At 70.3% G+C, this 13,812-nt stretch carries 13 protein-coding genes; 1 reads left to right on the top strand and 12 read right to left on the bottom strand.

Annotation, left to right across the window (positions count from 1 at the left end; all coding sequences use genetic code 11):
- Window positions 1-57: 57 nt before the first annotated feature.
- Both ABH929_RS10705 and ABH929_RS10700 read right to left on the bottom strand, forming a co-directional pair.
- Entirely contained in the window at window positions 58-1,065 is a 1,008-nt protein-coding gene (locus ABH929_RS10705; RefSeq protein ID WP_263091528.1) for a tetratricopeptide repeat protein, read from the bottom strand.
- Complete coding sequence (locus ABH929_RS10700) at window positions 1,062-2,804, bottom strand: hypothetical protein (protein ID WP_404561190.1); 1,743 nt, start codon at window positions 2,802-2,804, stop codon at window positions 1,062-1,064. The genes ABH929_RS10705 and ABH929_RS10700 overlap by 4 nt, the downstream gene beginning before the upstream one ends.
- A gap of 184 nt (window positions 2,805-2,988) precedes the next feature.
- Here ABH929_RS10700 and ABH929_RS10695 point away from each other — a divergent pair, with 184 nt between their 5' ends.
- Complete coding sequence (locus ABH929_RS10695) at window positions 2,989-4,815, top strand: hypothetical protein (RefSeq protein WP_404561189.1); 1,827 nt, start codon at window positions 2,989-2,991, stop codon at window positions 4,813-4,815.
- Between the two features lie 91 nt (window positions 4,816-4,906).
- On the opposite strand, the gene ABH929_RS10690 is transcribed toward ABH929_RS10695, so the two are convergent.
- The 10 genes from ABH929_RS10690 to ABH929_RS10645 all read right to left on the bottom strand — a co-directional run bounded on the left by ABH929_RS10690 (window position 4,907) and on the right by ABH929_RS10645 (window position 13,741).
- Window positions 4,907-5,641: an alpha/beta hydrolase gene (locus ABH929_RS10690; RefSeq protein ID WP_404561188.1), complete on the bottom strand. Its 735-nt coding sequence runs from the start codon at window positions 5,639-5,641 to the stop codon at window positions 4,907-4,909.
- The gene (locus tag ABH929_RS10685) at window positions 5,638-5,940 is read right to left on the bottom strand and encodes a hypothetical protein (protein WP_240347341.1); all 303 of its coding nucleotides are present in this window, start codon (window positions 5,938-5,940) and stop codon (window positions 5,638-5,640) included. Before ABH929_RS10685 ends, ABH929_RS10690 begins: the two co-directional genes overlap by 4 nt.
- A 12-nt stretch (window positions 5,941-5,952) precedes the next feature.
- A complete protein-coding gene (locus tag ABH929_RS10680; RefSeq protein ID WP_404561187.1) occupies window positions 5,953-6,945 on the bottom strand; it encodes a transglycosylase SLT domain-containing protein in 993 nt (330 codons plus the stop codon).
- 60 nt (window positions 6,946-7,005) lie between these two features.
- Entirely contained in the window at window positions 7,006-7,554 is a 549-nt protein-coding gene (locus ABH929_RS10675; RefSeq protein ID WP_205462596.1) for a DivIVA domain-containing protein, read from the bottom strand.
- Window positions 7,555-7,644: 90 nt separating this feature from the next.
- Window positions 7,645-8,589 carry a phosphatidate cytidylyltransferase gene (locus ABH929_RS10670; RefSeq protein ID WP_263091523.1) on the bottom strand — a complete coding sequence of 315 codons (945 nt, stop codon included), beginning with the start codon at window positions 8,587-8,589 and terminating at the stop codon, window positions 7,645-7,647.
- A 65-nt stretch (window positions 8,590-8,654) separates the two neighbouring features.
- Entirely contained in the window at window positions 8,655-9,209 is a 555-nt protein-coding gene (frr, locus tag ABH929_RS10665) for a ribosome recycling factor (protein ID WP_111086089.1), read from the bottom strand.
- Window positions 9,210-9,256: 47 nt separating this feature from the next.
- The gene (gene pyrH / locus ABH929_RS10660; RefSeq protein WP_123339825.1) at window positions 9,257-9,976 is read right to left on the bottom strand and encodes a UMP kinase; all 720 of its coding nucleotides are present in this window, start codon (window positions 9,974-9,976) and stop codon (window positions 9,257-9,259) included.
- Between the two features lie 126 nt (window positions 9,977-10,102).
- On the bottom strand, window positions 10,103-10,930 hold the full coding sequence (gene tsf / locus ABH929_RS10655) for a translation elongation factor Ts (protein WP_205462597.1): 828 nt from the start codon (window positions 10,928-10,930) through the stop codon (window positions 10,103-10,105).
- A gap of 82 nt (window positions 10,931-11,012) precedes the next feature.
- Window positions 11,013-11,942, bottom strand: coding sequence for a 30S ribosomal protein S2 (gene rpsB / locus ABH929_RS10650; RefSeq protein WP_263091522.1), 930 nt, complete (start codon window positions 11,940-11,942; stop codon window positions 11,013-11,015).
- A 356-nt stretch (window positions 11,943-12,298) separates the two neighbouring features.
- The gene (locus tag ABH929_RS10645; RefSeq protein ID WP_263091521.1) at window positions 12,299-13,741 is read right to left on the bottom strand and encodes a sugar porter family MFS transporter; all 1,443 of its coding nucleotides are present in this window, start codon (window positions 13,739-13,741) and stop codon (window positions 12,299-12,301) included.
- Window positions 13,742-13,812 lie beyond the last annotated feature (71 nt).

The raw sequence follows: 13,812 nt of genomic DNA, 5'->3' as shown, positions 1-13,812 counted from the left end.
GGACGGGAGGCCCGTGGCGGATCCGCCACGGGCCTCCCGTCCGTTCGTCGCGCGCGTCTAGTACAGGGCGCTCGCCAGGCGACGGCGGGCCGCGACCACGCGCGGGTCGTCGGTCCCGATGAGCTCGAAGTACTCGACGAGGCGGACGCGCAGGGCTTCACGGTCCTCGCCGAACACCGTCGGCACCAGGTCGAGCAGGCGCCCGAAGGCGTCCTCGACGTGGCCACCGGAGATGTCGAGGTCGGCGACCGCGAGCTGCGCCGGGACGTCCTTCGGACCCGCGCCGGCGGCGGCACGGATGTCGTCGGCGGTGTGGCCGTTCAGCCGGTCCAGCAGCGACACCTGCGCGAGCCCCGCGACGGCCATCTGGTCGTGCGGGTCCTGCAGGATCGCGGTCTTGTACTCGGTGATCGCCGTGGCGTAGTCGCCCTGCTCGATCGCGTCGTACGCGGCCTGGTGGTGCGGCGGCAGCGGCTCGGGCTCCGGCTCGCCCTGCTCGGCGGCGTCGTCGGTCGCGGCGGCACCGTCCACGGTGACGCGACCGGAGACGCCGTTCTGCTCGGCTGCCTGGAGGACCTGCTCGTAGACGTCGCGGACCTGCGCCTCGGGCAGCGCGCCGACGAAGAGCCCGAGCGGGCGTCCGCCGATCAGCGCGGCCACGGTCGGGATCGACTGCGCCTGGAACGCCTGGACGAGCTGCGGGTTCGTGTCGGCGTCAACCTTGGCGAGCAGCACGCGCCCGCCGTACTCGGCGGTCAGCTGCTCGAGGATCGGCGAGAGCTGCTTGCACGGCCCGCACCACTCGGCCCAGATGTCGACGATGACCGGCACCACGGACGACAGCTCCAGGACGTCCTGGAACGTGTCGTCGGTGACGTCGAGGACGAGCGACGGGACGGTCAGGTCGCCACCGGTCTCGGTGCCCGGCACCGCAGCTCCGGTCGGGCTTCCCGCCTGCGCCGGAGCACCGGCGGGCGGCTGGGGCGGCCGCTGTGCGCGGTCGACGAGGGACGACAGGTCCACGGCTCCGCGGAGCCCGGACGGGGTCGGGGGGATGTTGCTCATTGCACCTCACTCGCTGCGGTCAGGCCCTGCGTGAACCCGAGCAGGACCACTTTGTCATCCGAGGCGACCGGTGGCACGTAGAAGAGCAGCTGGACGCCGTACGTGGCGCTGATGCCCTTCTTGCTCGTGTCGACCCCGGACAGTGCCTTGACGGCACCCTCGGTGTTGACCTCGGCGCCGGAGGCGGTCGGGGTCACCTTCTCGATCTCGTTGAGGTCGGCGGAGACGAGCGCGCCGGCGTCGTCGGTCGCGATCGCGACGGAGGAGTCCTCCGGGGCCTCGGACGAGTACTCGATCTTCGCCGTGTCCGGCAGGGACTCCGCCTTCTTGTCCTTGTACGCCTTGCCGATGGTGGTGCGAAGGCCGTCACCCTCGGTGGCGAACAGGTCGGAGTACTCGCTCTTCGAGTCCTTGGACAGGATGTCGCCGTAGGCGGTCGCGACCTGGTCCGGGGCGATCGCGAGGAGCTTCGACTGCGGGGCCAGGAGCGCCGCGCCGATCGACGTCGGCGCGAGGCTCGGGATCTTCGCGTCGGCCTCGAGCGAGACGTCGTAGGCGACCTTGTACGGGTCGCGCGCGGTGTCCTGCACGAGCGTCAGGGCCTGCGGTGCCGACTTGGCGTCGCAGTCCTCGGCGACGATCACGAAGACCGTGCGCGGCCACGTGTCGGTCTGCTGCGGCAACGCGACGCACACCTGGCCGGCTGAGATCGCCGGCGGGGCCTTGACCTCGGAGTCCTTGCCGCGGATGGCGTAGTTCGCCGTCCGCAGGTCGAGCGCGGCACCGGTGAACCGGGTCGTCGCGAGGTCGGTGTCGCGGGCTCCGTCGGCCTTCTCGGCGACCGCTGCGATCCGCTCGACCACGCGGGTGATCTGCTGCTTGGTCGCCGCCGTGGGCTCGGTGGTCTCCGCCACGCCGGTCGCGCTGGCCGTGGGGGTCGGGGTCGCGAGCGAGGGATCCCCACCCTGCGGCCAGTAGTCGGACGAGCAGCCGGCCAGTGCGAGCGTGCCGACGAGCACCACGGGGACCGCGATGAACGCGCGCGAACCGCGGCGACCCCGGGTCGGGACCTGGGCACCGGCGGCGGCGGCGCGGCGCGACGCCCGCACGCGCGGCGGTCGGGTGCCACCGCTGCGACGACGCGGCCCACGACCGCGGCGCTGGTGCAGGAACGCCAGGACCAGCAGCACGATGCCGCCGAGTGCGAAGACGCCACCGGCGACCAGCAGTGGCCCGACGGACGGCGTCGCGGTGTCCTTCGGCCAGGTGACCGAGACGTCGCTCGGGGCGGCGGCGGTGCCGTCGCTGACGATGAGGACCGAGACGTCCTGTGGCAGACGGACCGTGAACTGCCCGGAGCCGTCGTACTCCTGGTACCAGAGGTCGCTGCCCTTCGGCGACGGGACGGACGCCTCGGAGCCGGTGGTCTTGCCCACCAGCTTCGCGCTCTCGGCGTCGAACCGGAGCGTGGTGTGCTCGGCGTCGCCGACCCACGCGTCGACGTCGGCCGTCTTGCCGTACGCCGCGAAGACCTTGCCGGAGCCGGACACGTTGATGCGCTGGTAGCCGGGGTTCGCGTTGAGCGTCGACCCGGGGATCACGGTGACCGGAGCGGAGCTGGTGGTCGAGCTGTCCGCGACGAGCGAGGACGGCGGAGCGAACACGGTCCGCTGTCCGACCGCCAACGCGACGAGCAGCAGGCCGATGACGAAACTGACGATCGCCAGGACGAATCGCACGAACACTCTCCCTACCGCGCCGGGGTGGGGATGTCGGCGCGCGAATCAGCGACTCAGGATAGCGAGCATGGCTGAGCAGCGCATCCATCCGGGCTGTCGCCGGACTCAGACGACCCCGTCGGGCCACCACTACAATCGACCGCGGGCCGGATCGGGCCCTCCGCCGAGCACCCAGGAGCGACACGTGGCGAACGACGAGGCAGAGTTCGGGACCGAGCTGCGCGGGTACCGCCGCGACGACGTCGACCGCTCACTGAACGACCTGCGCCGTGAGCTCATCAAGTCGAACACCGACCGTGCCGACGCCGCGAAGGAGATCCGTCTCCTGCAGTCCCGCGTCTCCGAGCTCCAGGGCGAGCTCGACGAAGCCGGCACCCCCACCTACAGCGGCCTGGGCACACGACTCGAGTCCACCCTGCGCGTGGCGGAGGAGCAGTCCACTCGTCTCATCAGTCAGGCGGACATCGACGCGCAGCGTCTGCGGGCGTCGAGCCGGGCCGAGGCCGACCGCACCGTGCGCGAGGCGCAGGAGGAAGCCCGCGACACCCTCGAGGACGCGCGCACCCGCTCGACCAACGAACTCACCCGTGCTCGGGCCGAGGCCGCCGACACCGTCGAGCGTGCCCGTGCCGAAGCCGGCCTCCTGACACAGGACGCCCGCAACGAGGCCGCCGCCATCAGAGGTGCCGCGGTGACCGAGGCCGCCGAGGTCCGCTCCGTCGCCATCCGTGAGACGAACGCCCTGCGCGCCCAGGTCGAGCACGAGGTCGCCGAGCTGCGCGAGATCGCCCAGCGCGAGTCGGCCGACTCGCGCACCGCCGCGGCCGACCTCGACCGCGAGACCGAGCACCGCCGCTCCGTGTTCGAGGCCGACCACGCCCGCCGGGTCGAGGACCTCGACCACGAGGAGTCCACCCGCCGTCAGGCACTCGAGCGCGAGGTCGCCGAGGGGCGTGCTGCGTGGCACCGGGAGCGCGACGAGCAGCAGCAGGCGCACGCCCTGGCGATCGAGACCGGCCGCGCCGAGCTGCAGGCCGAGGTCGACCGCCGCCGCGCCGAGATCGACGGCGAGTTCGCCGACCGCCGCCGTGTCGTGGACGAGGAACTCGCCGCAGCCCGTGCCGAGTGGGACCGGGAACTCGCCTCGGCGCGTGCCGCCCTGGCGCAGGAGGCCGAGGCATCGCGTGCGCAGCTGCGCGTCGACGAGGAACAGACGCGCGTCGAGAACGAGCGGCTCGTGCACGAGACCGCCGATCGCATCGCACGCGAGCTCGAGGAGCACGACACCCGAATCGAGCGGGAGCGCGCCGAAGCCGATGCTGCCGCCGAACGCGCGGACCGCGAGCACGAGAACGCGCTCGCCGCACGCCGCGAACGCGAGCACGCCGAGGTGGACACCGAGATCGCCGACCGCCGCTCGGCAGAGCTCGACACGCTCGAGTCCGAGCGCACCGCCCTCCGTCAGGAGATCGACACGGCCCGCGCCGACCTGGCGAAGGAACGTGACGAGGCCCGCGCCGAGGTCGCCCGCGAGCGCGACGAGGCCCGCACGACGCTCGAGTCCGAGCTCTCCGCACGCCGGGACGACGCCGAGCAGGACTACCTGCAGAAGCACCACGAGACCGTCACCGAGACGCAGAAGTACCTCGACGAGGCGAACCTGCAGCTCGCCGAGGCCACGCGCCGTGCCACCGAGGCCCGTGAGCGCGCCGAACGGCTCCAGCAGGAAGCCGACGACCTCGAGCGCACCAGCACCGCCGAGGCGCAGGAGCACGCCCGCACCATCGTCGCCGACGCCCAGGACCGCGTGCACCGGATGGTCTCCGATGCCGAGGAGCGGACGGCTGCCATCACCGCCGAGGCCGAGGACCGACTGTCGGCGATCCGCACCGAGCGCGAGGCCGTGGCGGGCTACCTGGAGAACCTGCGCGGCGTGCTCACGCACGCGACCGGCCTGCTGGGGACCGCCCCTGGAGCAGCCGACGACGCAGTGGACGCGACCGAACGCTGACGCGAGCCGACCGGGAGGCGCGGGTCGCGCCTCCCGGTCCGCTCACCGCACCGAGGTCGGCACGCACCGTGCGTCGAACCGGTGGATGCCGTCAGACCGGCCAGTGCGTCGGCAGCGGCGCGCTGCCCGGCACGACGAGGTCGGCAACGGCGTCGAGGACGATCCGGACGTACCGCTCCCCGACCCACAGGTGCTTCGCGCCCTCGATCGGGACGACCCGGACGTTCGGGGCGACGGCGAACCGGGCGATCGCTTCGTCGGGCTGCAGGAAGTCGTCGTGCTCGGGCACCAGGGCCACCACCGGGACGTCCACGGCCGCCCAGCGCGCGAGCTCGTCCTCCGTGGTGCGGTGCAACGGCGGTGAGAGCAGGACCACGCCCGCCACGGTGCCGGCCTCGACGTGCTCGAGGGCGTGCTTGAGGATCACCTCGGTGCCGAAGGACCACCCGACCAACCACGGCGTCGGAAGACCACGGTCGACCACCTCGGCAACGGCGGCGCGTAGGTCGAAGCCCTCGGAGACGCCCTCGCCGAACACGCCCTCGGACGTGCCGCGCGGCGACGTCACCGACCGGAAGTTGAAGCGCAGGACCGCGATGTCCGCCAGAGCCGGCAGACGCGCGGCGGCCTTCTTGAGCACGTGCGAGTCCATGAAGCCGTGCGCGGTCGGCAGTGGGTGCAGCGTCACGACGGTGCCCCGTGCCGGGCCCGACGCCGGTTCGGCGAGTTCCCCGACCAGCGTGACGTGGTCGTCGGTGACGAGCTCGACGTCGGTGCGGCGGGCGGGCAGCTGCGTGGCGGAGCGGATCTCGCCGTCGTCGGTCATGCGATGCTCCAGCAGTGGTTGTGCCAGTGTCGGCGTGATGCCAGGTCAGCAGCGTCGCCGAGGACCCCGTCGGATCGCCAGACCACCACGTGAGCGGTGCCGGGCAGGACGGTTCCGCCGCACCCGGGGCAGACGTACTCCTTCAGCGCCGACGCCGCGGAGACGGGCTGGACGAGGTACTCGCGCCCGCGACGCACCTCGGTGCGCTTCCACGAACTCATCAGCCGGTCGAGGCCGGTGTCCTCGTCAGGCTCGACGTCGCGACCACGGGGACGCCGCGGCCGGTTGCTGCGCGGCACCCCAACTGCCGATCAGTACCAGTTGTTCGCCTGGCTGTGGCCCCAGGCGCCGCAGGGCGTGCCGTAGACACCGGCGATGTAGTTGAGCCCCCAGGTGATCTGCGTTGCGGGGTTCGTCTGCCAGTCGGCACCGGCGGTCGCCATCTTGCTGCCCGGGAGCGCCTGCGGGATGCCGTACGCACCGCTGGGGTTGTAGGCGTTCACCCGCCAGCCGGACTCCTTGTTCCATAGCGAGACGAGGCAGTTGTACTGGTCGGTTCCCCAGCCCCGGGCCGTGACGAGCTGCAGGGCGATGGCCTGTGCGCTGCCCGCGTCGGGCGTCGCGGCCACGGCGGCCAGCGTGTTCGCGGCGGAGACGCTCTCGGTCGCGGCGGCGTCGGTCGTCTCGTCGGTGGTGGCGTCGTCGGCTGCTTCTTCGACGACGGGCTTGACGACCTTGGGGGCCGGCACGGTCACGCCGTAGCCGTCGCGGTCGGCAGCGGCGTCGCCGTAGGTGCCGTGCGCGGTGTACTGCTGCGGGGCCTGCGGCGTCTTCACGAGCACCGGGGTGTCGACCGCGGCCTGCGCGACGTCGGCCTGGAGCGGGTTGAAGAGCGACGCCCCGACGAAGAGGAAGACCCCGACGAACGAGAACGCGGGAACCGAGGAACGCTTCCGTGCGAAGGCGTTGACCGCAGCGGCTGCGCCACGGTTCGGCTGCTGCGCCGTCGCGGTGCGCTGGATCGCCGTCGCGTTCTGCTGCTTCACGGCACGCGGGTCCACCCGGGACGCTGGGGCCTCGTGCGCGAACGCGGCGATGCGTTCGTCGGACACGCGGTTCGCCGCGACCGACTTCGGCGTCGCGACGGGACCGGTCTCCGGCAGGACCTGCGGGTTCGCCTGGAGCACCGAGGTGTCCGCCGTACGGGTTCGGTTCAGTGCCGCGCGGCGTTCACCCGAAGCCTGGAGGCTCAGGTGCTCGCGGAGATCGCGGTCGGAGCTGTGGTCTGCCGTGTGCCTGCCCATGAGTAGGACCAGGGTAACGGAACGATCACGGAAAGCGAAGCACCTGGGTGCAGCGCGTCGTCAGCGGACGGCGAGCATGACCTCGACGACGGCGTCGAGCAGCGCGTCGACCTGGGCTTCGCGGTAGCCGCCGTGCTTCGGGCGGAACACGATCGACCGCACCTCGGTGAGGCTCAGCGGCTTGCCCTCGCGGAAGTAGCCGCCGAGGCGGGCCGCGAACGCGTCGACGTCCTTCGGGTGGTAACCGGTGCCGAGCACGCTCACCCGGCTGAACCGCTGTCCGTCGGGCCGCTCGAGGCGAGCCACGACGTCGGAGGCCTTCGTGCGGGCTTCGGCGTACCAGGCCTTCTGCCCGGCATCGCCGATCTCCCGCTCGCGCTCCCGGGCCGCGAAGGCGTCCTCGAGACGCTCCAGCGCTGCGTCGACGTGCGAGGTCGAGTAGCCGCCCTTGCGCATCGAGAACGCGGTGGCACGGATCTTCGCCGCCTCGATGCCGGGGGCGCTGTCGTCGGCGGAGTACGCACGACGGGCGTCCTCGAGGAAACGCTCGACCTCGTCGACGTCGTATCCGAGGGCGGAGCGGGCTGCGGTCGGGAAGGTGGTGGCCACGGCGTCATTCTGCCAGTCCCGAACCGTGGCACAACCTGGGCGCGCTGAGGGCAGCGCTCAGGGTGGGCCGACGAGGTCGATCGAGGTCGGTCAGTGGTTGACGATCAGGTACAGCACGTAGGCGACGGCAGCCGACGGCAGGATGCTGTCGATGCGGTCGAGCAGACCGCCGTGCCCGGGCAGGAAGGACGAGATGTCCTTGATGCCCAGGTCGCGCTTGATCATCGACTCGGTGAGGTCACCCAGGGTCGCCGACCCCGAGATCAGCACGCCGAGGACGACGCCGGTCCACCACGGCAGGCCGAGCATGAGCCAGGCGACCAGGATGCCGACGATGATGCTCGCTGCGACCGAGCCGGCGAAGCCCTCCCACGTCTTCTTCGGGCTGATCCGCGGCGCCATCGGGTGCTTGCCGAGGTTCAACCCGGTGGCGTACGCACCGGTGTCGACAGCGACGACGACGAGGATGAAACCGATCACCCAGAGGTTGCCCCGCGACTGCGCGGAGAGCAGGACGACGCAGGCGCCGAGCAACGAGATGTACGCCTGCACGAACAGGCCGTTCGTGACGTCTCGGAACACGTCGCCTGCCGACGGCTTCTGCCGCGAGAGCGCGACCTCGACCAGACGCCAGAGGCTGATCAGGACGATGCCACCGAGCAGCGTGAAGAGTGCCGCGACCTGCCCGAGCAGGAACGCCGCCGGCACGATCGCGATCGCGACGGCGACGCTCGGGATCCGCGGGACGTCCCGGCCCGCGAAGCGCATGGCGCTCGTGAGCTCGTAGACGCCCACGCCGAGCAGGAACGCCGCCACGACCATGAACGACGGCGGCCAGATGAGGAGCGTGCCGAGCATGACCACGGCGAACGCGAGCGCGATGCCGATCGCCGCCGGCAGGTTGCGCCCGGTCCGCGCCGTCAGGGCCTCGTTGCGCGCACCGAAGTCGGCCTTGCGCTGGCGGAGCTGCGCCTCGAAGTCGGTGCGGGCCGCTCGGGCACGCGCATCGAAGTCCTGGCGGAGCCCCTTCTTCACGGGCCCGGTCTGGTCGGGTCCGTGCTCTGCTGTGGGGCGTTCACCGCCCTGGTCCGGGCGCCGCATCAGACCTCGAGGAGTTCGGCTTCCTTCTTCTTCAGCGACTCGTCGATCTGGTCGACGTGCTTCTTCGTCAGGGCCTCGAGGTCCTTGTCGCCGCGCGAGATCTCGTCGTCCGAGATCTCGCCCTTGAGTGCGTCGAGGTCGTCCTTGGCCTTGCGGCGGATGTTCCGGATGACGACCTTGTGGTCCTCGCCCTTCGTCCGCACGAGCTTGACGAACTCCTTGCGGCGGTCCTTGGTGAGCTCCGGGATCGTCACGCGGACGATGTCGCCGTCGTTCGTCGGGCTGGCGCCGAGGTTCGGGAACGTCGCGATCGCGCGCTCGATCTCCTTGAGCGCCGTCTTGTCGTACGGCGTCACGATGAGCGTGCGGGCCTCGGGCGTCTGCAGCGACGCGAGCTGCGCGAGCGGCGTCGGCGTGCCGTAGTACTCGACCGGGATCTTCTGGAAGAGCGCCGCGTTGATGCGGCCGGTGCGGACGGTCGAGAAGTCGTCCTTGGCGACCTCGACAGCCTTCGCCATCTTCTCGGTGGCTTCGGTCAGGACATCACTGATCACGGTGTTACTCCTTCGGTACTGGCGTCGAGTCTAGTCAGCGGTGCGGGTCAGTTGCTGACCACCGTGCCGATGCGCTCGCCACGGATGGCGGCCTGGACGTTGCCCTCGCCCTCCATGCCGAAGACGTGCATCGGCATGCCGTTGTCCATGCAGAGCGAGAACGCGGTGGCGTCGACGACCTTCAGGCCCTTCAGGAGCGCGTCCTGGTAGGTCACGTGGTGCAGCTTCTCGGCCGTGGCGTCCTTCTTCGGGTCCGCCGTGTACACGCCGTCGACACCGTTCTTGGCGACGAGGACCTCGTCGGCCTTGATCTCGAGCGCTCGCTGCGCGGCCACCGTGTCGGTCGAGAAGTACGGCAGACCGGCGCCGGCGCCGAAGATGACGACGCGACCCTTCTCGAGGTGTCGCTCGGCGCGCCGCGGGATGTACGGCTCGGCGACCTGGGTCATCGCGATGGCCGACTGCACGCGCGTAGCGGCCCCGGCCTGCTCGAGGAAGTCCTGCAGTGCGAGCGCGTTCATCACGGTGCCGAGCATGCCCATGTAGTCGGCGCGGCCGCGGTCCATGCCGCGCTGCGAGAGCTCGGCGCCGCGGAAGAAGTTGCCCCCGCCGACGACGATCGCGATCTCCACCTCGCGCGCGGCGACGGCGATCTCCTTGGCGATGGCCCCGATCACGTCGGGGTTCACACCGAGCGATCCGGCCCCGAAGGCCTCTCCCGACAGCTTCAGCAGTACGCGGCGTCGTCCGGTCTTCTCGTCGGTCATCTGATCGCACCCTTCGTCGTGGTCTCGTGGAAATGTACTCGCGGATGTGTCGCGTGTGTGTCGCGTCCGGAGGCGCGAAAAACGGGGCCAGGAACCTGGTTGGTTCCTGACCCCGTCACGGGTTCGTTACGCGCCGACCTTGACGCGGGCGAAGCCCTGGATCGTGATGCCGGCGTTCTCGGCGGCCTTCGCGACGGAGATCTTGTTGTCCTTCGCGTAGTCCTGGTCGAGGAGCGACACCTGCTTGATGTAGGCGTTCACCCGACCCTCGACGATCTTCGGGAGCGCAGCCTCGGGCTTGCCCTCCTCGCGCGTGATCGCCTCGACGGTCGCACGCTCCTTGGCGATCTCGTCCGCCGGGACCTCGTCGCGGGTCAGGTACGTCGGGTTCGCGAACGCGACGTGCTGGGCGATCGAGCGGGCCTCGGCAGCGTTGTCACCCTCGTACGCGATGACGACGGCGATCTGCGGCGGCAGGTCCTGGCTGGTCTTGTGCAGGTAGATCTCGAAGGCCGAGCCCTCGACACGGCGAACCGTGCGGACCTCGAGCTTCTCGCCCAGTGCGGCGGCCGACTCGTTGACGACCTCGAGGACGGTCTTGCCGTCGACGGGGGCGGCGTTCGCGGCGGCGACGTCAGCAGCACCGGCGGCCGCGACGGCCCCGAGCACCTTGTCGGCCAGCGTCGTGAACTTCTCGTTCTTCGCGACGAAGTCGGTCTCGCTCGCGAGCTCGACGACCGTGGCGGCGCCGTTCTCGGCGGAAGCGACGACGACGCCCTCCGAGGTGGCACGGTCGTCGCGCTTGGCGACGGCCTTCGCACCCTTGATGCGGAGCAGCTCGACGGCCTTGTCGTAGTCGCCGTCGGCCTCGACGAGCGCGTTCTTCGCGTCCATCATGCCGGCGCCGAGGTCCTCGCGGAGCTTCTTCACGTCAGCAGCGGTGAAGTTTGCCATTGACTGTCCTTTCTGGACGGTACGTGTGTGGAGAGTGGTGAAGCAGGCGCCGGACCCGATCGGATCCGGCGCCTGCGACAGGTCACTCGGCGGGGGTGGTCTCCGCGGCTGCCTCGGCCTCGGCCGTCGGCTCCGCGTTCTTCGCGTCGTCGGCGATCGGCTCGCCGATCTCCTTCGCGGCGACCTGCGCGTCAGCGTTGTTCTCCTCGACGGTCGCGCCCTCGGGAGCGGCGTCGGCGGACGGCGTCGCGGCGTCGCCGCCGCTGAGGAGCTCCTGCTCCCACTCGGCGAGGGGCTCTGCGGCCGCTTCGTCGTCGCCACCGTTGTGGCGGGTCTTCAGGCCCTCGGCCGCGGCGTCGGCGACGATGCGGGTGAGGAGGCCGACGGAGCGGATCGCGTCGTCGTTGCCCGGGATCGGGTACGTGATCTCGTCGGGGTCGCAGTTGGTGTCGAGGATGCCGATGATCGGGATACCGAGCTTCTGCGCCTCGTCGACGGCGAGGTGCTCCTTCTTGGTGTCGACGATCCAGAGCGCGCTCGGGGTCCGCGTGAGGTTGCGGATACCACCGAGGGTCTTGTGGAGCTTGTCCAGCTCGCGCTTCTTGATGAGGAGCTCCTTCTTGGTGAAGCCCTTCGTCGTGTCGTCGAAGTCGATCTCCTCGAGCTCCTTCATGCGCGCGAGGCGCTTGGAGACCGTCTGGAAGTTCGTGAGCAGACCGCCGAGCCAACGCTGGTTGACGTACGGCTGGCCGACGCGGGTCGCCTGCTCGGCGATGGAGCCCTGCGCCTGCTTCTTGGTGCCCACGAAGAGGATCGTGCCACCGTGCGCGACCGTCTCCTTGACGAAGTCGTACGCGCGGTCGATGAAGGCCAGCGACTGCTGCAGGTCGATGATGTGGATGCCCGAGCGCTCGGCGAGGATGAAGCGCTTCACCTTCGGGTTCCACCGACGGGTCTGGTGTCCGAAGTGGACGCCGCTGTCGAGCAGCTGGCGGATGGTGACGACGGCCATGTGCCGTCCTCCTTCTGTGTTCTCGGCGCACAGCTGCGCTGTGCCCCTGTTGCGGTTGTGTCGAGCACGACCGGAGGTCGTGATCCCTGGTGTCCTGGCACGCGACCGCCCGCTCGTGAGAGCAGGACCGGTGGTCGGGTACCGAGCCGAAAGCGGCTTGGTGGACACGCGAAGTCAGCGCGCATCAGCGCACTGCTGGAGAAATGCTAGCAGACGGGAGGCCCGGATCACGCGCGCCGACCGGCTGACGTGATCCGGGCCTCCCCACCGGCACGGCCGGCCCGTCGCTGGCGCGACGGGCCGGAACCGGCGGCGTGGGCCCCGTCCGGTGTTCTGGGTGTGTCAGGCGCGTCTGATCACGCCTTCGCGTTCACCGTGTCGCCCTCGGCGGAGATGCCCATCTCCTCGAGCGAGCGACCCTTGGTCTCGGGGATCTTCGCGATGACGAAGAAGAACGAGATCAGCGCGAACAGCGCGTAGATGCCGTACGTGACCGTCAGGTTGAAGCCGGACAGCACCGGGAAGGTGATCGTGACGATGAAGTTCGCGACCCAGTTGGCGGCCGAGCCGATGCCGAGCGCCGTGGCACGGATGCGGTTCGGGAACATCTCGCCGAGCAGTACCCACATGAGCGGACCCCACGTCGCACCGAACGACACGACGAACAGGTTCGCGAAGACGAGGGCGATGACGCCCCACGAGCCGGGCAGGCTCGGGTTGCCGTCCACGATCGTCGACTGCGAGAACGCGATCGCGACCATCGCCAGCGACACGAACATGCCGGCGGAACCGGTGACGAGCAGCGGCTTCCGACCGACCTTGTCGACCAGGAAGATCGCGATGAACGTGACCGCGACGTTGACCACCGACGTGATCGTCGAGATGAGGAACGAGTCGCTCTCCTTGAACCCGACCGCCTGCCAGAGCGTCGTCGAGTAGTAGAAGATCACGTTGATGCCGACGAACTGCTGCAGCACCGCCAGGATGATCCCGACCCAGACGATGGGCTGCAGGCCGAAGCGGTTGCCCCGGATGGAGCCCTTCTTCTCGTTGGCTTCCTTCTTGATGCCGTCCTGGATCTCCTCCAGGCTCGTGTTCACCGTGTCGCGCGGGACGATCTTCGTCATGACCGCACGGGCGTCCTCCGTCCGTCCCTTGGCGAGCAGGTACCGCGGCGACTCCGGCAGCGTGATCGCCAGGATGCCGTAGACCACCGACGGGATCACGCCGACCAGGAACATCCAGCGCCAGGCCGGCAGGCCGAGGACGACCTCGGAGGCGCCACCAGCGGTGACGGCGAAGAACTGGTCGGAGAGCAGCGCGGCGAAGATACCGAGCGTGATGGCGAGCTGCTGGAACGAGGCGAGACGCCCGCGGATCGCCTTCGGCGAGACCTCGGAGATGTACGCCGGCGCGATCACCGAGGCCGTACCGATGCCGAGGCCACCGACGAGACGCCACAGGACGAAGTCCCACGTGGCGAACGCGAAGCCGGAGCCGATCGAGCTCACCAAGAACAGGACGGCGGCCCAGAACATGACCCGGGTGCGGCCCCAGCGGTCAGCGAGTCGACCGGCGAAGTAGGCGCCGAACGCACAGCCGATGAGTGCGGACGCGACCGCGAAGCCGCTCGCCGCCTCGGACAGGCCGAACTCGCCCTTGATGGCCTCGACGGCGCCGTTGATGACCGACGAGTCGAAACCGAAGAGGAAACCGCCCACCGCTGCTGCGATGGCGAACGCGGTGACCTTCCCCTTGAACGCACGGTCCTCGCCGTGCCCGGTGGCTGTGTTGGACACGATGCTCCTGGGTTCTGCCGGCCGTGCTGCTGTGGGCACGGTGCCCCGGCGGTCGGCTCGTTCGCCGTCCG

Source organism: Curtobacterium sp. AB7 (genome assembly GCF_044909335.1).
Taxonomy (GTDB): Bacteria; Actinomycetota; Actinomycetes; order Actinomycetales; family Microbacteriaceae; genus Curtobacterium.
The sequence above is the reverse complement of the archived record's forward strand: the minus strand, read 5'-3'. Positions and strand labels throughout refer to the sequence as shown.

Coding starts and splice junctions, on each gene's coding strand:
- ABH929_RS10705 (WP_263091528.1), bottom strand. CDS start 1,065: ATGAGCAACATCCCCCCGACCCCGTCCGGGCTCCGCGGAGCCGTGGAC.
- ABH929_RS10690 (WP_404561188.1), bottom strand. CDS start 5,641: ATGACCGACGACGGCGAGATCCGCTCCGCCACGCAGCTGCCCGCCCGC.
- ABH929_RS10680 (WP_404561187.1), bottom strand. CDS start 6,945: ATGGGCAGGCACACGGCAGACCACAGCTCCGACCGCGATCTCCGCGAG.
- pyrH (WP_123339825.1), bottom strand. CDS start 9,976: ATGACCGACGAGAAGACCGGACGACGCCGCGTACTGCTGAAGCTGTCG.
- tsf (WP_205462597.1), bottom strand. CDS start 10,930: ATGGCAAACTTCACCGCTGCTGACGTGAAGAAGCTCCGCGAGGACCTC.
- rpsB (WP_263091522.1), bottom strand. CDS start 11,942: ATGGCCGTCGTCACCATCCGCCAGCTGCTCGACAGCGGCGTCCACTTC.